Origin of the sequence: Treponema bryantii (assembly GCF_900113965.1) — a bacterium.
In the GTDB taxonomy this organism is placed as follows: Bacteria; Spirochaetota; Spirochaetia; order Treponematales; family Treponemataceae; genus Treponema_D; species Treponema_D bryantii_A.
Map to the genome: position 1 here is coordinate 246323 of NZ_FORI01000005.1, position 18808 is coordinate 265130.

Genomic DNA, 18808 nt, shown 5'->3' on the forward strand with positions numbered 1-18808 from the left:
CACATGAAATTTTTTATTGACCAGCACGGCTGTGCTAAAAATCAAACAGATGGCGAAATTCTGGCAGGTTTTTTAATTAACAAAGGCTATAAGCTTACAATGAATGCCGACGAAGCCGATTTCATCCTTGTTAATTCCTGCGGCTTTATTCAGTCTGCTAAAAAAGAATCAATAGACGCAATTTACAATATCAGAAAGGCATATCCTGAAGCAAAAATCATTCTTACCGGCTGTCTTGCCGAACGTTATGCTCAGGATCTCATTGAACAGATGCCAGAACTCGACGGAGTTTTTGGTAATGGCGACCTTTCAAAAATCTGCAGTTTTATGAACAAGGCTAAGAAAGAACGTACTGCACAGACTTTCAGTCAGAATGGAGTTTGCAGCGGTGAGCGCCCTGTTTTGTTCAACTTCCCGGGCAGTGCCTTTGTAAAAATCACAGAAGGTTGTTCGAACCACTGTTCATTCTGTGCAATTCCGCTTATCCGCGGTGAAGTTCGCAGCCGCCCTGAAGCAGAAATCCTTGAAGAAATCAAACAGCTGCTTAGCGACGGAGTTTATGAAATCAATCTGATAGGGCAGGATCTTGCCGTTTACGGAAAAGAGTTCGGAACTTCACTTGCTGCACTGCTTAAGAAGATTGCAAAAATCAAAGGCGACTTTATTGTACGCCCTCTTTATATTCACCCGGATCATTTTACAGATGATATCATAGAAGCAATTAAGACTTCTCCAAAACTGCTTCCATATTTTGATATTCCCTTCCAGAGTGCAGATGATAAAATCATTCTTGCAATGAACAGAACCGGCTCATACAAGGAATATTCAGCTCTTGTAAAGAAAATCCACCGTGAACTTCCTTCTGCTGTACTCCGCACAACATTCCTTACAGGTTTCCCGGGGGAAACAGACGAGGCGGCCGAAAATACAGCACGCTTTTTGCAGGAAATTAAACCGGACTGGTCGGGCTGTTTCCCATACAGCCGCGAAGAAGATACACCGGCTTATAATATGAAGCCTCGTGTACCTGCAAAAACCGCAAAAGCCCGTGCTGCACACCTTGAAGAGCTGCAGACAGCCATTACAACAGAGCGTCTTGAACGCTATGTAAAGCAGGAAGTAAACGTTCTGGTAGAAGAGCTGATTTCTGTAGAAGAAAACAGTGAAGGGGCAGCTAATTCCGAAGGCCTTGCTATTGGCCGTGCCTGGTTCCAGGCTCCGGAAGTAGACGGTTCTGTAGTAATCCGCTACGACCTGAGCGACCCGGAAGCAGTAAAATCAGTCGTTCCGGGTTCTGTAGTTACCGTAAAAGTGCTTGCAAGTACCGGTGTAGACCTTGATTCTGCCTATATAAAAAATTATCTAAAAAAGAGCGAAAAAAACGAGCGGAAATTCATTTTCTAGTGTATAATTGATAAATCGGACACGAGAATGAAGGTTATTGCAGTTTTAATTCCGACATTTACTATTGAATACAGCCTTGATGTCTTGAGCGGTATTTCAGATTATTTCCGCGGAAAAGATGCAAAGGTCGTTATAATCCAGACACGAATTCCTGGTATTAATACAGGTGCGTTTGACTATCAGTACTGCACTGGCTTTGAATATGCAAAGTCTAAAGAAATTGATGGTGTAATTTGTGTCAGCGGAATTTATGCCTCTCAAATGAGCGAAGATAAACTTCGCGAAATGCTCAAATTATATGAGCCGCGTCCAATCGTTTCTATTGCACTCGATCCACAGACAAAAAACGGTTATGCAATTCAGGCAGACTGCCGTAAGAGTTTTAAAGATATTGTAAGCCATCTTAAAAAAGAACATGGCTGTCAGAAAATCGCTTTCTTTTCTGCAAATGAAACAAAGTCAAAAGAAGCTCTTGAACGTTATGATGCTTTTACAGCAGCCTTAGATGCCAGTAAGCTTACCTTCTATCCGGAGATGGTTTACGACGGAAACTTTACAGACTTTAAGGCTCATGATGAAATAATTTCCCGCTTTAAATCTAGAAATGAAATTCCTTTTGATGCAATTGTCTGTGCAAATGATATGATGGCTTCGGGCTGTATGCGCGCCTTTGATGAAATTGGCGTTCGTGTTCCAGAAGATGTAAAGGTTATTGGTTTTGATGATGCAATTGTTGCAAGCATGCTTTCTCCAAAACTTTCTACAATCAATCAGGATATTTACAGTCAGGGCTATGAAGCTGCCGAAATGGTAGACCGACTCCTGGACGGCGAGAAGATGAAAAAAGAAATCTTTAATCCTCTCGTTCCAAAGTTCCGCCAGTCATGCGGTTGTATTGGTATGGAGCATTCTATTCCTGCCTACAAAAATGTTGACGGTGACATCTGTTCAGACCTTAATGATAAGACAAACGGTGTAATGCAGTTTGTAAATGCGCTGAACGAAAAAAATGCAGTGGTAACTCTGCTTGATACAATCCGCGGATTTAATACCCTCAAGCAGATGTTCTTCAATCTTAAGTACATTACCAGTGAATGTGCCTTAAGCGGAATTGCGATTCATTTTTTCAAAGATGTTCAGATTATCGATTCAGAGCAGGAATTTGTTCTGCCGGATGAAGCGGAACTTCATATGTTCTATTCTGAAGTAACGAACACTGAAATCTTCAGACCGGGACTTTCAGTTGATCCTCATGAAAAGATTTTCTCTGCACGCTCTATGGATGACATCAGTGGAATCTTCCTGCTTAATCCAATCTTCATTGGTGAAACTTATTATGGCTATATTTTGTGCCGAATCAAAGAAAATAAATTTGCAGATTATAACGTATATCTGAAAATCATAATGAATGCGGTTGCCCAGGCTTATGAATATACAAGTAAGCTTCAGGAAGGCCGCAATCTTGAACGCGAAAATACAGACCTCGCTCTTCAGTCTCGCATGGACGAGCTGACAGGTATTCTTAACCGCCGCGGCTTTATAGAGCAGGGCCAGGCCGCTTTGGATCTTCTGCAGGAAACAGATACTTCTGGTGTAATTTTCTTTGCAGATATGGACGGCCTGAAAAAGATTAATGATACTTATGGTCATGAAATGGGTGATAAAGCCATCATGCTTCAGGCCAGAGTTCTTAAAGACATTTTCCGTTCTTCCGATGTTGTAGGACGCCTCAGTGGAGATGAGTTTGGTATTGTGGCGCTTGGAATGAAAATGAATTATGTGGAAAATACAAAGCTTAAGATTGATCTGCTTTGTAAGAAGGTTTCGATTGAAAACCAGCTTCCATTTACACTTTCAGTAAGCCTCGGTGCCGTAGACCTTCAGAAATCAAGCGTTCTGAAGAAACTGCTTTCTCAGGCAGACAAAGAACTCTATAAAGAAAAAAAGAAAAAACATGCCAGACAATAATTATCTCGACAAACTGAATGAAGAACAGAGAGCCGCCGTTGTACACGAGGGCTCTCCTCTTTTAATTCTTGCGGGTGCCGGTTCAGGTAAAACCCGTGTAATTACCACTAAAATTGCGTATCTCATCAAAGAGAAAAACATAGACCCGTGGAGCATTCTTTCGGTAACCTTTACTAAAAAGGCTGCCAACGAAATGCGCGAACGTGCCGTTGCTCTGGACGAACGCGCCGCCGATGCAAAGATTCAGACCTTCCACTCATTCGGTGCCTGGTTTCTTCGTAAATATGCAGAGCATGCGGGCCTTGAGCCTTCCTTTACAGTTTATGATGATGATGACGTTGCCACTCTGATTAAAAAAGCTGAGCCTTCTCTTTCAACAAAAGAGATCCGTCTTGCTGCACATCAGATTTCTCTTGCAAAAGATTACTGCCTCACACCAGAAGATGATTTAAGTATGATTGGCAGTGAGTTTGACTTAAACGACATTTATTCAAAATATCAGAAAAGACTTCGTGCTACAGGTAATGCTGATTTTGGTGATCTGATTATGCTGCCTGTTCAGATTCTCGAAGCTTATAGTGATATTGCAGATTATATTCACAACCGCTTTAAAGTAATAATGGTTGATGAGTATCAGGACTCAAACATTGCACAGTACAGACTTCTGCAGTGTCTTTCAGGCGTAAAGCAGGGAAGCAGTACTTATGTCTGTGTAGTAGGTGATGATGACCAGTCTATTTATAAATTCCGTGGTGCAGAGGTAGAAAACATTCTGACCTTCCCGGACAAGTTCCCTGGAACAGAAATCATTAAACTTGAGCGCAACTACCGTTCAACGGCAAGTATTCTTCATGCCGCAGACCTCGTAGTAAAAAAGAACCATCACGGAAGCCTCGAAAAAACTCTGATTGCAGACCGCGAGGGGGGAGGAAAGCCTGTTCTTGCCTTCCTTCCAGATCAGAATGCCGAAGCTACCTTTGTTGCAGACCTTGTTATGAAGTCTCTTGCGGGCGGGGCAAAATATTCAGACTGGGCTGTGCTGTATCGTACAAATGCGCAGTCTCTTGGTTTTGAAAAAGAATTCCTTCACAGGAAAATACCTTATGTCGTAGTAGGTTCTCTTAAATTCTACGAGCGTGAAGAAATCAAGGATGCTCTTGCTTATATCTCTTTCTTTGCAAATCATAAGGATGAAATTTCTTTCAGAAGAATTATAAATAAGCCAACTCGTGGAATTGGAGACAAAACTCAGGATAAGCTTATGGAAAGCGCTGTAACTCTTAATGCAGAGGGCGCTCCTGTTTACTCAGACCTTCTTGAAAATATCAGAACTCATAAGGATAGTCTTTCAAAAAAGGCGGGAGAGGGTGCAGATGGCTTTATCAAGCTTTTTGATACTCTTGCTAACTGCTTTGACGAAAACAAACCGCTTTCAGATTTTATTGAACGTGTAATTCACGACTCAAGCCTTGATGAATATCATCGTGCGGGAGATGAAATTGAAGGAACGACCCGTGTACAGAACCTTCAGGAACTTGTAAATACTGCAGTTCCGTACAAGTGTACAATGGAAGGGCTTCTTCAGTTCCTTGATGCAATCAACCTTGATCGTACCCTCGATGCAGAAAATCAGGCAGTGGGAGATAATGCTGTCACCCTCATCACTCTGCATAATACAAAAGGTCTTGAATATAATAAGGTAATAATTACCGGTCTTGAAGAAGGTGTGTTCCCACGAATGGAAAAAACAGGCGCCGAGCTTGAAGAAGAACGCCGCCTGTTCTACGTTGGAATTACCCGAGCCCGCGATGAACTTTATATAACTTCAACATCAAAGCGCTGTTTGTACGGCCGCTGGGATTTTATGCGTCCAAGTCCATTTATTAAAGAGGCTGCTGAAGCGTTTACAGTAATCGGTCAGGCACCTTTTGGCTTTGGAAGTGGAATGGGCCGTTCTTCTGTCTCAGATGGTTATGGGGCAGAGGTAGATGCCGTTGCTCAGAAGTGGAAAAAAGGCCTTCACGTCTATCATGATGATTATGGGGATGGGGCAGTTGTTGCGGCATACTCAAATTCCGGTGAATATGTGATAGAAGTTCAGTTTGCGACTGGCCAGAGAAAGAAGTTTTTGCCTAAATATCAGGCAAAATCCCTGGAAATTATAAAAGATTAGACAAATCTTAAATTGTACACTAAAATATAAGTAGCCCAAAAAGTTAAAAATATATTTAAAAATAATTATTAAAAAATCTAATTTATTATGTGAGAGAGTATGAGAATAGGGCTATTAATCGATTACGTAGTCTCAGAATATGCTGAGCGGATTATCAGGGGTGTTTCTCTCGCCTGTCAGGAAAAATCTGCCGAGCTCATTGTGTTTACTATAGGTAAACTGCAAGATTTCAGTGGTGGTTTTGACTATCAGAATGTAGCAGTTTCTTCTTTTGTTTCCTCAAAAAATCTGGATGGCGCTATCTTTATTTCGGGAACCATTATGCATTCCCTGAATAAGAATGAAGTCGCTTCTTATATAAAATCATTTAAACCTTTACCAATCACAAACATCTCAATGGAAATTCCAGGCGTTCCTTCTATTATAGTTGATAATCATGATGCCTATGAATCAATCATTACAGAACTTATTGATCGCCAGAGATGTAAAAAGTTTGGTATTTTAAGCGTTCGTGGAAATTCTTCGGAAGTTAAAAACCGCCTTAAGAACATTAAGACAATTCTCGGTGAGCATGGAATCAGTGATGATGAAATTACCGTTTGGAAATCTCTGCTGAGTTACGGACCTGCTCTCGAAGACCTTCGCCAGATCTATAAGGAAATTGGAGTTTTTGACTACGATGCTTTAATCTGTATGAATGATGAAATGGCTTTTGCGGCTATGGACTTTTGTGCAGAAATCGGACTGAAGGTTCCGGATGATGTTGTGGTTCTTGGCTTTGATAATCTTGCAAATTCTGATATCAGTATTCCAACTCTTTCTACGATTAAACAGAACTTTGAAGGTCAGGGGTATATTGCCGGAATGAATCTTATTAAAGAGATTAACGGTAAGCCTGTAGATAAGCTTTCTGTTATGACTGCAATTCCTGTTATGCGTGAGTCTACCCGCCGTGTGCCTTATGACAAGAATGCCCTTCATGCAAGAAACTTTGAATTTGAAGATGATGAAACAAAGCCTTACTTAAAAACAAGTACGGGTACTGAATGGTATAGAAAGAAGGGTGAGTTTTATCAGACAACAAACTTTTATACACAGATGCAGTCTGATATGACTTATGACCAGCTGCGTAACAGAATCAATGATGATATGCGCTCATTTGGAATTACGGCCTGCGCCATTGTTCTTTATGAAAAGCCGATAGAAACTCCGGTTCCATTTGAGTATTTCCATCTTCCAAAGAATGCACACCTTTTTGCAGGTTTTGATGATAAAACCGGTTTTGATTCCTCTGTAGAAAAGAAACTGATTAAGTGTAATCCGAAAGAAGAAATGCTTCCTGATGGAATTATTCAGATAGATTCAGACGGCGTAATGGTATTCACAATTTACCACAGTACTCTGCAGTATGGATATATCATTATCAGACCTGGTTCTTACGACTCTATCATTTATGATATGTTCGTAAAACTTCTTTCATCTACAATTGCTTCGGTTTATTCCTTCTCTCTGGCTCACAATGAAACTTCCCGAGTTCGCAAAAAGATTGACGAGCTGGACCTTATTGCCAGTACAGATGAATTGACCGGCCTTTATAACCGCCGCGGATTTTATTCTTACGGTGAAACTACCCTTAAGTTTGCAAAGGCAATGGGGCAGAGCGGTATAGTTATTTACTGCGATATGGACGGGCTTAAAAAGATTAATGATGAGTATGGCCATGAAGCGGGAGACCGTGCAATTCTTGCTGAATCAATCATCCTCAAAAGCAATTTCCGTTCTAACGATGTTATTGCAAGAATTGGTGGTGATGAGTTTGCAATTATCTGTCCGGGGCTTACAAAAGCAGCCCTTAAACATATTCGCGAACAGATTGATAAAGACTGCCGTATCTGGTCTGGCGGAAACGAACAGGGCTTCCCTCTGACTATAAGTATGGGCTTTGTTTCTTATCCGTCTCCAAAAATGGGATATAAAATAACCCCGCTTTTAAGCGAGGCTGATTCCCTTATGTATATGGAAAAAAGGTCTAAAAAGACGAAAAAGTCGGAAGAAGAAAAGCGCTAGTTCCAGTCGCGCTGAATATAGGTGGCGCGAGGGCGGGCGATAATTCTTACGCGGCGGTTCTGGGCGCGGCCGGCTTCTGTGTCATTGTCGGCAATCGGCATTGTTCCACCATATCCCTTGTATGTAAAGATTTTCTCATCAAGACCTTCATTAATAAGGGCTGTCATAACTGTTCGTGTTCGTTCAATCGAAAGGTTCAGCTGACCAACAGGCTTTCCAACATCTGCAGTATGACCTTCAATCAAAATTGAATAACCTTCATCTTCAAGAATCTCTTTAAGTCGTTCTGCAATAAGTTCAATGCGTCCTTTTTCATCTGGAAGAAGCTCTGGCGAATCCGGATAGAAGCGGAGATTTACGTCGAACATAAAGCCAATGCTTGTATCAGAAACGGTTACACCTGGAATCTTATTCTCATAGAAGTACTGTTTAACTGCTTCATACTTTACGTAGTAAGCAGGAGTTTTTTCTGGAACTGAAATATCATAAATCAGATTTTCTTTATCAAGAAGAATTACAACACGGCCTTCCTGCAAAAGCTTAATATTTTCCGGCACTGTAAGAATTTTCAGTGCGTCGCGGCGCTTGATAATCGGGTCGGTGCGGTTACGGCCATATACCTGAGTTGCTTTAATGTACAGCGGGTCTGAACCAACACGGTCTTCATACAAAGATATGTCATCTGAATAGTGATAGCCTACAAGACCTTTTGAAACGACTGTAGAAGGAGCTACGGTGTTCTTTTCATAAATGCTGTTCATCTGGTCATCCCAAATCTGAGGGAAGAAGCAGGCGTAAACATCGCTTTTTACATATTCACCGTGAACAGGAAAAGCTCCGCGGGCATCAATAATAATTCCGCTGAAGGCTCTTGAAGGAACTGAATCAATTGGCTTTTGAGGATTAAACGGATAGTTGTGTTTTACAAGAAGCTTTCCAATATCATTTATATTTGTTGTGTTTGTTGTGTTCAGATATTTGAGGTCTTTAGAAAATACGTCCGGAGTTTTGTGACCGCCCATAATAAAGCTGTAAACCTGGTCCAGAACAAGGTCTCCGTTAATAACTGCTTCAGAAAGATCGTTTTCCGAGTTTTCAAAAAGTGAAAGCAGAGGAGGTTGGATCAAAGGAAGCATTTTTGATTTGATGTATGTGGAAGCTACTTTTTTTCCGGAAGGCATCTGAATATCAGCCTTGTTTGCGTCCAGAGAAATATTTGTAACGAATTCTTTTGTAATCCAGTTGATTGAGCTGATTGCTTCTATTTTAGTGTCATACTGCTGCGTTGTCTGTGCAATGAGTGGAGTAACTGTTAGTAAAATGACACCTGCGAGGGCAGATAATGTTTTGGACATAATGATATACCTCTATATCAGAACATCGGCTTATTTTGAAGGAATATAAAGTATTTTTCCTATTTTAAGAATTGCATTTTCTTTGATGCCGTTGAGCTCGCAGATGGCTGCCACTGTAGTTTTGTACTTTCTTGAAATTGACCACAGAGAGTCTCCGGCTACAACAGTGTATTTGATAGGAAATTCCACAGGAGTCATGTTTGCAAGTGCATCTTCTGCAGACTGTTTCATTCCGAGTGGCAGACGGATTTCGCTTGTTTTTGAAGGATGGGTCATTCCCATTGTGAACGACGGGTTTAATCTTTTGAGGGTAGCGGTATCCATCCTCATTTCCTGTGCAAGCTGATTGATTGAGTAGGCTTTTTTTACTGTTACGTAATCAAAGTTTCCGTTCTTTTCGTTTTCAAGAACTTCGTATTCTTCGTTATGGTCTGGAATATCAATTCCGTAATATTCACTGTTAATGGCAAGGTCTGCAATGGCAATGAGCTTTGGAACATAGTCTGCAGTCTGCTTTGAAAGGTATCCTTTTTCTGCAAGATACCAGAAGTCTTTTACTCCGCCGGCCTTTTTAATTGCCTTGTTCATTGCTCCAACTCCGCAGTTGTAGGCTCCTATTGCAAGTAGCCAGTCGTTGAATACGTTGTAATTGTCGGTGAGCTTTTTTAATGCTGCGTCTGTAGATTTCCATGGGTCAAGGCGTTCATCTACAAAATCATTAAGGGTGAGAAACGGCCAGACAGAGTTTGCCATAAACTGCCACATGCCAATTGCACCCGAGCGGGACTTTGCGTTTGTCTTATAGTTTGATTCAACTACCGGAAGATACTCAAGCATTTCTGGGAGCTGTTTATCACTTACGGCCTTGCGTACATAAAGTCTGTATTCCATTGCGCTTTCAAGATAGCCTCTTAAAAGTGCGCTCCACTTAGGAGAAAGATACATTTTGCGGAAGGCTTCAACCTGAGGTTTTGCAATTTCTTCTTCTGAAATAAATGAAAGGGGAGTGTGTGTAAGTTTTGCAGCTGCCTCATCTGCTTCCATGGAATGGAATTCAGGGAGAAGGGAAGTTTTTAAGAGTTCAATAAAGTATTCGTCTTCTTCAACTGGTTCTTCATCTTCAATAAACTCTGCGTCGGCAAAAGTTTCTGAGACTTCTGAAGGTGTTGAAGTCTCTTCAGCAAATAACGAGGTAGAAACAAGAAGTGCAGCAAATGCAGGCAGAAGTTTTTTCATTACAGTTTATTTCCAAGATAGATTCCGGCCCATTCCCAGTTACCGTGGATATCAGGGTCAAGCGGGAAGTCAACTTTGCGGAAATACAGATACCATACAGGAACGTAAGAGTTCCATCCCCAGGTTCTAAGATATGCTTCGTTAGGGTTAGAAGCTTCGTCCAGAGTTTCGTTGTAGCGGATGCGTTTTCCTCTCATCCATGAAAACATAGAGAACTCTTCCTGAGAGTTTGCGTCGTTTTCATCCTGCTTCCATGACATTGAGAAGAAGTTTACTTTAGCTTTATAGCGGTCAAGAGCACGCCAGTCATAATTTCGGATAGCTTTCTTAACGGCTTCTTCAAGCGCAGAAAGGCTTTCGAAAGTCCAGTCTTTAGAAGAGTTGTTGAAGTCTACCAGGTGGCGGGCATTTTTATAGGCATCCGGTTCACCGGCAATCTGAATTGTTGTGGCATCCGGCTGTTCAAGGAAGAGAGAGTAGGTTTTAAGAGCCTGAGACCACTGGCTGTCATTCTGATATTCAAGGGCCAGACGAAGGTAAAGCTCTGTTGTGTTTACGTTCTGTGGAAAGCGGCTGATAAGTTCATTGAAGTATTTAATTCTATGAGCCGGAGTTTTACTGATCTGAATCAGCTTTTGAAGGCAGATAAAGTGTGCCGAGTTCCCTTTAATGAGCAGGTCAGGACACTGCTGAAGGATTCTGTCAAAATAATATTCTGCAACCGGTTCTGCGCCCTGAGAAAGATATGCGTCTGCAGTCATCAAAAGCCAGTAAGAGTTGTACATATCATCCGGGTTCTTATCTACCCAGTCGGTAAGAAACAGAATAAGTCCCTGATAATCTTTTTCATCTCTAAGGGTATCTGCAATCTGCTTTACAAGTGAATATTTCTGCTTTCCGTTGAAAGTTTGAGAGTCTAAAAGGCTCTGAAGTTCCTGCTGATGGCTCTGAATTGCTTCTGATTTTTTTGTATTTTTAGGGTTTTTACAGGCCGAAAATAAGGTAAGGATTGTAAAAATTAATATATATATAACACAAGTGTGATGTCTTTTTAATTTCATATTTTTGAATTTATCATAGTGATTTGTTATTGTAAAGATTAATTTTTACTAGTATTATTGAAAAAAGAATAGGGAATTTGCACATATACGGTGTAATTGAGTGTTATATTTTATAGGGGATTGAGCCACAATGAATGATATTGAAAAGAATATAAAATCAATTTACTTCCTTATCGCTTTTGGAATACTCTTTGCAATCGGCTGTACAGCAATAGCAATTATTCATCCTGTTTCTAAACCAGTAAATATCTTAAATATTTTCTTCATCATTATTAATGCAGGAATTGGACTGGCAACCGTTATCATTGCAAAAAACATTACTAAGAAATTTTTCCATCTCTTTATGGGGCTTCTTTATTTAAGCTGGAGCCTTATATATCTGATTGCATATACACTGTTTTCTTTTGATTTTAAGGAACTGTGGCCGCTGCTTGGTATTTCTGCCGGTTTTCTGTGGTTTATTGCAGGCAGATGGAAATATAAAGTTGTTAAGTTCGGATACTTAATTCCATCAGTTACTCTGTTTGGAATGGGCTGCTGGTATTCATTGTTTTCTTTCGGACTTATAAAGCTTTCATTTAAAACTGTTGCAAGTACACTTGGACCGCTGTTTATGCTGCTGATCGCTGTCTTTCTGATTGTGTTTTTCTTTTTACAGCAGAAGCATAAGGAGCTTGTTTTTTCTGATGAGGAGACAGGTGTATTTGCAGATGAAGAGGCATCTTTCAATTCAGAATTAGAAGACGAGTAATCGGGAATAGAAGTTGGTAAAGACTTTTTGGGTAAAAACGGGAATCCTCATGCTGCTGGCTGCTTTTATTATAAGCAGTCCGGTTTTTTCTGCTTCAAAAAAGAAGAAGAAAACTAAGGAAACTGAAACTTCTGCTTCTGCTGAAACAAATACAACAGTTTCTGTAGACGATACTTCATATAAGCTTCCAACCGGGAAAAATCAGAGAGAATATTTTTCTAAGGTTGATCCTGAAGTTCTTTTAAAGGTTCAGAACGGAAGCCCGGATTCTTTGCGCGAAGCAATGTCTTTGATGCGTCAGAAGAGCGGGGAATACGAAGAGTATGAAAACGTTCTTGCTGTGGTTTCTTCGGAAATTATGAAGCTTGTCTGGCCATCAGAAAAAATCACCTGGGACATTCCCGTTGTAACTGCAGAAACTCCGTATACAGGTGCAATCAGTTCTGTAAAGCAGGGAGTATTTGATTCAAGTACAGGTAATGTTGATTTTCTTACCACCTTGCTTCCGGCCCTTGTAATTGTAAATTCTAATTCTGATATTTCGATTATTGAATCCTGCGAAACTGCATTAAAGTCTGCGCTTCAGATTCAGCCAGATTCTGTCCTTGCAAATTATCTTCTTGCAATGGTTTATGAGCGCAAACGTGGATTTGAAAATGCAGAAAAATATATGGCTGCTGCCTATGAAGTTTCTCCAAAGACTTCAGAAATCAGTCTTGCTTATTCTCGTATTCTTCGTGCAAACGGTAAGCTTGCAGAAGCTTCAAAAATTTTAAATTCAATAGATAATACTATTAATGATATTGCGGTTCTTAAACAGAATGCCTACATCTCTTTTGATGCCGGAGACTACGATTCAGCAGAGCTTTATGTAGCCCGTGTTCTTCAGCAGACTCCGAACGATCTTGAGTTCCTTCTCTTCCGTGCAAAAATCCTTGTGGAAAAGAAAGATTATATTCACGCTGTTTCACTTCTTGATGTTTATGCACGTCAGGATAGTTCTTCTATAGATTACCTTGTTCTTCGTGCCCGTGTTCAGCTGGACTGGAGTAAAAATACAGCGGCTGCTTCTGAGACGGTAGAGAAGGCACTTCAGATGTATCCGGATAATACAGATGCCCTTATGTTTGCAGCCCGCATTTCTTCTGAAACAGATTCTCCTGTAGCCGGTAAATATGCAGATGAACTTGCAGCGCGTGTTCTTGAGAAAAAGCCTGGTAATGTTGAAGCAATGACTTATGCGCTCGATGGTCTTATTCAAAGAGAAAACTGGCAGGAAGCCTATGCCGCAAGCAAAAATCTTATTGCCATGGGAAATGTAAGTTCTGCAGTTGTTGAAAAATATGTAAACGTCTGCATTAAGATGAATAAATATAACGAAGCCTACGAGTATGCAAAACTAAAGTATGATGCAAACCCTTCTGATGAGGTTCTGCTTCAGTCATACATTCTTGCATATAGTATGGTAGGAAACAGAGATTCTGTTCTTAAGTATATTGATTCTCTTATGAACACCTCTTCATCAAAAGTAAAAAGTTATCTTTATTATAGAAGAAGTTATCTTCAGTTGACCGAAGAAAAATCTCTTGCAGATCTTCGTTCAAGCCTTATTGCAAACCCTCGTAACAGTGATGCGCTGTTCCGCCTTTACGAGCTTTACTACGCAAAGCAGGATTACCGTAAAGCACAGTACTATCTGCGACAGGTTGTTGCCATAAATCCGAACGACTCATCTTTCAAAAAACTCAACGAAGCTTTAACCAAGTTAATCCAATAGATATCCTCTTATAATGGAAAAAATTACCATTGATTTGTAAAATAAATCGTGTTATAATTTTCAGACTGATTTTATAATCAGATTTTAAAAACAGGATGGAAATGTAATATGTCTTTTATCCCATTTTTGCAGGCAGGTGGAGCAGGTAGCATGTCTACATCATCTTCACTTATTGGAAGTCTTCTTCCTTTTCTGCTCATTATCGTAATCTTTTATCTCTTTTTGATTCGTCCACAAAACAAGAAACAGAAAGAAACTCAGAAAATGCTTGATGCATTGAAGAAGGGCGATAAGGTTATCACCATTGGTGGAATTCACGGAACTGTATCTTCTGTAAAAGAAAATACTGTAATCGTAAAAGTTGATGACGATTGTAAACTTGAATTCAACCGCACTGCTATTTCTTCTGTAGAACTTACTGAAGAGGAAAAAGCAAAACTTGCTGAAGAAGCAAAAAACAAAAAACTTTTTAAAGGTAAAAAATCTTCAGACCTGGAAAAGGCAAAAAAAGCTGAAGCAGCTGAAGAAAAATAAAGAATTGGAGTTTTAAAAAAAATGAACAAGAGAACTCGTTTATTGGTTCTGCTGGCTGTTATCGCCCTTTGTTTCGTTTTCCTCTGGCCATCAATCAGCTGGTACGGAAGAACACCAAAGGAAGTTCAGCAGCTCGCTTTAGGTTCAACAGAAAACATTAAGAACTATGCTGAACTCAAAGCTGCAGAAGATGTACGCGCAATTAAAAAAATGGATTTGTCAGAAAAGGTTTCTGATGAATATGCATGGCTTAAGAAAGATGTAAGCAAGAGATTCAAGGCTCTTGATAAGAAGGTTTCTTCTGAGCTTACATGGAAAGATGTTTTGTCTGCTTATGACAGCGAACTTGATTTTTTGACTGTTTTCCAGACACGCTACAGAGAAGAGATTCTTAAAGCTAAGCACTACTATGAAAATTCTGTAAAACTCGGACTTGACCTTTCTGGTGGTATGAACATCATCGTAAAGGCTGATCTTGATGCTGCACTTGCTTCTATGGGCGACGCAGTTGCTTCAGAAGATGCATCAGACTTCAAGAAAGAAGCTATGGCTAACGCTATTGAAAACCTTTCTAGCCGTATCGACAAGTTCGGTCTTACTTCTCCTGTTATCCGCCAGCAGGGCGATGACAGAATCTATATTGAAATCCCAGGTGCTGCTCAGGCAGACGCAATCAACACATTGATTATGGGTAAAGGTATTTTGAACTTCCGTCTCGTTGATACAGACGCTACAAATGCTTTCAAAGCATACTATGCTCAGAATCCTGCAAATACTTTCAACGCTCTTGGTGAATTGATGGATCCATCAGTAATTCCAGCAGACTGCGAAGTATTTGGTGAATATAGAAAAGATGAATACGGTCTTGATGAACGCTATGACTGGGTTGTTGTAAAGAAGGAAATCGCTCTTGATGGTCAGCACGTTAAGTCTGCTATCGTAGGTGCAGATGAGTTTACAAATCAGCCAGAAGTTCACTTCAACCTCGATGGTGAAGGTGCTGTAATTTTCGGTGACTTCACTGCAGCTCACGTTGGTGAAAATCTTGCAATCGTAAGCGATAACAAGGTTAAGTCTAACGCTCGTATTCAGACAGCAATCACAGGTGGTTCAGTATCACTTTCTGGTGGATTCAGCTATGAAGAAGCAGACAACATTAAGAAGGTACTTCAGACAGCTTGGCTCAACGTTCCTCTTGAGGTAGAAAGCCAGCAGGTTATTGGTGCTTCTCTTGGTGAAGATGCAATCCGTGCAGGTGCAAAGGCTATTCTTCTTGGTCTTGGCCTCATCCTTATCTTCATGCTTGTTTACTACAAGGCATCTGGTATTAATGCTGTTGTTGCTCAGGTTTTGAACCTCTTTATGATGTTCTCAATCCTTTCTGCTTTCAATCTTACACTTACACTTTCATCAATTGCCGGTATGATTCTTACAATCGGTATGGCAGTTGATGCTAACGTACTTATTTTTGAACGTATCAAAGAAGAGCTTCGTCAGGGTAAGAGTCGTCCAGCTGCTATTGCAATGGGTTTTGATAATGCATTCTGGGCAATCATGGACTCTAACATTACAACATTCATCGCTGCTATCTTCTTGAGTCAGCTTGGAACTGGTGCTATCCAGGGATTCGCTGTTTCTCTCGCAATTGGTGTTTGTTCATCTGTATTTACAGCTCTGTTTGTATCTCGTCTTATGTTCGACTTTGATACAGATGTTCTCCATGCTAAGAAAGTAAGCATTGGTTGGGGGATTAAATAATGAAAAAGACAATTAACTTTAATAAAGGATTTATCCCAGCAGCTATTTTAAGTTGTGTAATTATTGCACTTGGTATTGTTGGTTTCTTTGTAAAAGGAATTAACCTTGGTCTTGATTTCCGCCCAGGTCTTATTGAGGAAGTTCGTGTAGCAAATCCTGTTGCAGAAATTTCTTATACTGGTGCTGCAAAAGTTTCTATGGAACTTTCTGCTGGTCAGATGGATATTATCATCTCTGGTACTGGTGCTGATAACGAAACTCGTTCTGTCAACTTTGCAGTTGCAAAGACTGTTGCTGAAGTTGCTGCAGAAGTAAACAAGATTGCAAATGTTCAGATGACTGTTAAGAACGGTTCATATGATTCTACAAAATTGTTCTTGAACTCTGCTGTTACAAATCAGCTTTCTTCAACACCTATCTATATCTATCCTGCAGGAACTTCTGAAGTTACTACAAATGATATTCGTAACGCTCTTGGAGAAGCTGGTGGAAACATCAAACAGCTTGGTACAGGTGCTGATGCTTCTTATCAGATTCGTATGGGTGTAAGCGAAGGCGATGCTCAGAACGAGATTCAGACTTCTATCAACGAAAAGCTCTTTAAGGCTTTCGGAAAAGAGAAAGTTGCTATCGTAAAGACAGACTTCATTGGTGCTGGTATGTCTAAGACTACTACAATCAAGTCTATCATCATGTTCATTGCAGTTGTTGGTCTTATCTGGCTCTATGCTACAATCCGCTTCCACTGGGACTTCGCTCTTGGTTCGGTAATCGCATTGCTTCATGATACACTGATTATGTTCACATTCATCATCTGGACACAGATTGAGTTCTCAACAACAGTTCTTGCTGCTGTACTTACAATCGTAGGTTACTCAATCAACGCTACAGTCGTAATTCTTGACCGTGTACGTTACAACCTCAAGATGATGCCAGAAGCTAAGACATTCAACGAGATTTTGAACAAGTCTCTTTCTGATACATTCACACGTTCTGTTTTGACAACTATTACAACATTGTTCGCTGTTGTTTCTCTGTTCGTATTCACAACAGGAAGCATCAAGGACTTCTCACTTGCAATGATTGTCGGATTGATTTGTGGTATGTACTCATCAATCTTCATTTCAAGCGCATTCATCAGTGCTTCAAGAAAGAACTGGAAACCAGAATTTGGTGTTCACCATTCTTTGAAGCACGTTCGCAGCGACGAAGAATAGTCTAAACTAAAACAAATACAAGGTCCTGTTCGAATAAGTGATATGTACCCATAATTCTGGACACATATTATGAATTAGGCCGAATGAATGGATGCTTCCCTGTATTTTGCGGGAGGCATCCATTTTGTTTTAGCCTGTATTCGCTTATTGTTATAATAGTCTATATATTCTGCAACTGCTACAGAAAATTCTTCAAAAGATTTAAAATCCTTTTCATGTCCATAATACAATTCATTTTTCAAACGTCCAAAGAAAGTTTCCATAATGCAATTGTCATAGCAATTTCCTTTACGAGACATAGATTGAATAACGCCATGATTAATCAATCTCGTTCTGTAATAAATATGCTGATACTGCCATCCCTGATCAGAATGAAAAATAAGGCCATTAACTCTTTGGAATTTTTTAAAAGCTTTATCCAACATTCGTTTTACTTGTTCCATGTTTGGACTTAATGATAAATCATAAGAAATTATCTCGTTTGTATGCATATCAAGAATTGGAGAGATGTAGCATTTGCCCCAGGAAAAATTAAACTGTGAAACATCAGTTGTCCATTTCTGAAAGGGCGCAGTTGTACTGAAATCCCTGTTAATTAGATTAGCAGCAATTTTTCCAACTTCCCCTTTGTATGAATGATACTTTTCTTTTGGTCGTTTTCCAAATAGTCCCAGAGAATGCATTATTCTTTGAACTCGTTTGTGGTTTACAGTTTTGCCACGGTTTAGAAGTTCTCTGTAAACACGACGTACGCCATATCTTTCTTTGTTTTCTGTAAAAATCTCCAGTATTTCTTGTGCCATAGCGACATTTTTTTCAGCAATAACATCCTTTTTGCTTATTTCAAAGTAATATGTCGATTTTGACATTTTTGCAGCTTTTAAAAGATACCTTAATCGGTATCCTTTTTCTTGGAGTTCTTTGAGGACTTTTGCTTTTTCGCCTTGAGATGTTCGTCCCATTCTGCGTGTCTCAAGGCTATAGATTTTTTTATTACTTCGTTCTCTGCTTTCAGATATTCATTTTCATTTCGTAACCGTAATAGTTCATCTCGTTCTTCTTCTGTAAGAGGTTTCGTGTTTTTTGATTTTTTTTTCATAACTGGATTTTTCCTTGGACGTCCTATTGAAATGCTCTTTAATCCATCATAACCGTTATCTTTATATTTTTTAACCCATTTATGAAGCAGGCCTGAAGCTATACCTGCATTACATGCCGTTTCTTGAATAGAGTTTCCTGCTAAGACTTTTGAGACAAGATTAAATCGTTCTTCTGGCGTCCATTGTTTTTTATGAGACTTATGATGTAATGCTGTTATTCCTTTATGTTCTTCTATCCTTTTCCATCGACGTATCATCTTATGGAAATCTTGTGGATCTTTTATTCCTTCTGGTGTTTCAACCCAGATTCCTTGTTTGTAAAGTTCAATGCATCTAAGCTTGAACTCTAATGTGTAGCGCATAAAAATACCCCTTTTACTTTTGTCCAGTAAAAGGGGTACATATCA

At 39.9% G+C, this 18808-nt stretch carries 14 protein-coding genes; 9 read left to right on the top strand and 5 right to left on the bottom strand.

All coding sequences use genetic code 11. From position 1 onward, the window contains the following. Positions 1–3: 3 nt before the first annotated feature. The 4 genes from rimO (at position 4) to BM161_RS08235 (ending at position 7612) form a co-directional block, all read left to right on the top strand. Complete coding sequence (rimO, locus tag BM161_RS08220) at positions 4–1404, top strand: 30S ribosomal protein S12 methylthiotransferase RimO (RefSeq protein WP_074931519.1); 1401 nt, start codon at positions 4–6, stop codon at positions 1402–1404. 27 nt (positions 1405–1431) lie between these two features. After that, positions 1432–3372: a diguanylate cyclase domain-containing protein gene (locus tag BM161_RS08225; RefSeq protein WP_074931520.1), complete on the top strand. Its 1941-nt coding sequence runs from the start codon at positions 1432–1434 to the stop codon at positions 3370–3372. Then, positions 3359–5545, top strand: a complete 2187-nt coding sequence (locus BM161_RS08230; RefSeq protein WP_074931522.1) for an ATP-dependent helicase — start codon at positions 3359–3361, stop codon at positions 5543–5545. Before BM161_RS08225 ends, BM161_RS08230 begins: the two co-directional genes overlap by 14 nt. Positions 5546–5644: 99 nt before the next feature. Beyond that, a complete protein-coding gene (locus tag BM161_RS08235; protein WP_074931524.1) occupies positions 5645–7612 on the top strand; it encodes a diguanylate cyclase domain-containing protein in 1968 nt (655 codons plus the stop codon). Here BM161_RS08235 and BM161_RS08240 read toward each other — a convergent pair. The 3 genes from BM161_RS08240 to BM161_RS08250 are packed head-to-tail and all read right to left on the bottom strand — an operon-like array spanning position 7609 to position 11264. Next, on the bottom strand, positions 7609–8967 hold the full coding sequence (locus BM161_RS08240) for an OmpA family protein (protein WP_074931526.1): 1359 nt from the start codon (positions 8965–8967) through the stop codon (positions 7609–7611). The genes BM161_RS08235 and BM161_RS08240 overlap by 4 nt on opposite strands. A gap of 30 nt (positions 8968–8997) precedes the next feature. Further along, a complete protein-coding gene (locus BM161_RS08245) occupies positions 8998–10203 on the bottom strand; it encodes a lytic transglycosylase domain-containing protein (protein ID WP_074931530.1) in 1206 nt (401 codons plus the stop codon). Further along, positions 10203–11264, bottom strand: coding sequence for a tetratricopeptide repeat protein (locus BM161_RS08250; RefSeq protein ID WP_074931533.1), 1062 nt, complete (start codon positions 11262–11264; stop codon positions 10203–10205). The genes BM161_RS08245 and BM161_RS08250 overlap by 1 nt, the downstream gene beginning before the upstream one ends. Before the next feature lie 130 nt (positions 11265–11394). Between BM161_RS08250 and BM161_RS08255 the strand changes: the two genes are divergently transcribed. The 5 genes from BM161_RS08255 to secF all read left to right on the top strand — a co-directional run bounded on the left by BM161_RS08255 (position 11395) and on the right by secF (position 17301). Continuing rightward, the gene (locus tag BM161_RS08255) at positions 11395–12015 is read left to right on the top strand and encodes a hypothetical protein (RefSeq protein ID WP_074931541.1); all 621 of its coding nucleotides are present in this window, start codon (positions 11395–11397) and stop codon (positions 12013–12015) included. Positions 12016–12028: 13 nt separating this feature from the next. Continuing rightward, the gene (locus BM161_RS08260) at positions 12029–13792 is read left to right on the top strand and encodes a tetratricopeptide repeat protein (protein WP_074931544.1); all 1764 of its coding nucleotides are present in this window, start codon (positions 12029–12031) and stop codon (positions 13790–13792) included. A 108-nt stretch (positions 13793–13900) separates the two neighbouring features. Then, positions 13901–14326: a preprotein translocase subunit YajC gene (gene yajC / locus BM161_RS08265; protein WP_074931547.1), complete on the top strand. Its 426-nt coding sequence runs from the start codon at positions 13901–13903 to the stop codon at positions 14324–14326. A gap of 21 nt (positions 14327–14347) precedes the next feature. Then, positions 14348–16084 (top strand): protein translocase subunit SecD, encoded by a 1737-nt coding sequence (secD, locus tag BM161_RS08270; RefSeq protein ID WP_074931550.1) that lies wholly within the window; start codon positions 14348–14350, stop codon positions 16082–16084. Beyond that, complete coding sequence (gene secF, locus BM161_RS08275) at positions 16084–17301, top strand: protein translocase subunit SecF (RefSeq protein ID WP_074931553.1); 1218 nt, start codon at positions 16084–16086, stop codon at positions 17299–17301. Before secD ends, secF begins: the two co-directional genes overlap by 1 nt. A 74-nt stretch (positions 17302–17375) precedes the next feature. Here secF and BM161_RS08280 read toward each other — a convergent pair whose 3' ends face one another. Together BM161_RS08280 and BM161_RS08285 are read right to left on the bottom strand one after the other, a co-directional pair. Further along, positions 17376–18263 carry an IS3 family transposase gene (locus BM161_RS08280; RefSeq protein ID WP_083425697.1) on the bottom strand — a complete coding sequence of 296 codons (888 nt, stop codon included), beginning with the start codon at positions 18261–18263 and terminating at the stop codon, positions 17376–17378. After that, positions 18194–18763 (bottom strand): helix-turn-helix domain-containing protein, encoded by a 570-nt coding sequence (locus BM161_RS08285; RefSeq protein ID WP_074931124.1) that lies wholly within the window; start codon positions 18761–18763, stop codon positions 18194–18196. The genes BM161_RS08280 and BM161_RS08285 overlap by 70 nt, the downstream gene beginning before the upstream one ends. Positions 18764–18808: the final 45 nt, after the last annotated feature.

What these genes read in the sequence shown, in the direction of transcription:
- rimO (WP_074931519.1), top strand. Translation starts at nt 4, where the DNA reads ATGAAATTTTTTATTGACCAGCACGGCTGTGCTAAAAATCAAACAGAT.
- BM161_RS08225 (WP_074931520.1), top strand. Translation starts at nt 1,432, where the DNA reads ATGAAGGTTATTGCAGTTTTAATTCCGACATTTACTATTGAATACAGC.
- BM161_RS08230 (WP_074931522.1), top strand. Translation starts at nt 3,359, where the DNA reads ATGCCAGACAATAATTATCTCGACAAACTGAATGAAGAACAGAGAGCC.
- BM161_RS08235 (WP_074931524.1), top strand. Translation starts at nt 5,645, where the DNA reads ATGAGAATAGGGCTATTAATCGATTACGTAGTCTCAGAATATGCTGAG.
- BM161_RS08240 (WP_074931526.1), bottom strand. Translation starts at nt 8,967, where the DNA reads ATGTCCAAAACATTATCTGCCCTCGCAGGTGTCATTTTACTAACAGTT.
- BM161_RS08245 (WP_074931530.1), bottom strand. Translation starts at nt 10,203, where the DNA reads ATGAAAAAACTTCTGCCTGCATTTGCTGCACTTCTTGTTTCTACCTCG.
- BM161_RS08250 (WP_074931533.1), bottom strand. Translation starts at nt 11,264, where the DNA reads ATGAAATTAAAAAGACATCACACTTGTGTTATATATATATTAATTTTT.
- BM161_RS08255 (WP_074931541.1), top strand. Translation starts at nt 11,395, where the DNA reads ATGAATGATATTGAAAAGAATATAAAATCAATTTACTTCCTTATCGCT.
- yajC (WP_074931547.1), top strand. Translation starts at nt 13,901, where the DNA reads ATGTCTTTTATCCCATTTTTGCAGGCAGGTGGAGCAGGTAGCATGTCT.
- secD (WP_074931550.1), top strand. Translation starts at nt 14,348, where the DNA reads ATGAACAAGAGAACTCGTTTATTGGTTCTGCTGGCTGTTATCGCCCTT.
- secF (WP_074931553.1), top strand. Translation starts at nt 16,084, where the DNA reads ATGAAAAAGACAATTAACTTTAATAAAGGATTTATCCCAGCAGCTATT.
- BM161_RS08280 (WP_083425697.1), bottom strand. Translation starts at nt 18,263, where the DNA reads ATGGGACGAACATCTCAAGGCGAAAAAGCAAAAGTCCTCAAAGAACTC.
- BM161_RS08285 (WP_074931124.1), bottom strand. Translation starts at nt 18,763, where the DNA reads ATGCGCTACACATTAGAGTTCAAGCTTAGATGCATTGAACTTTACAAA.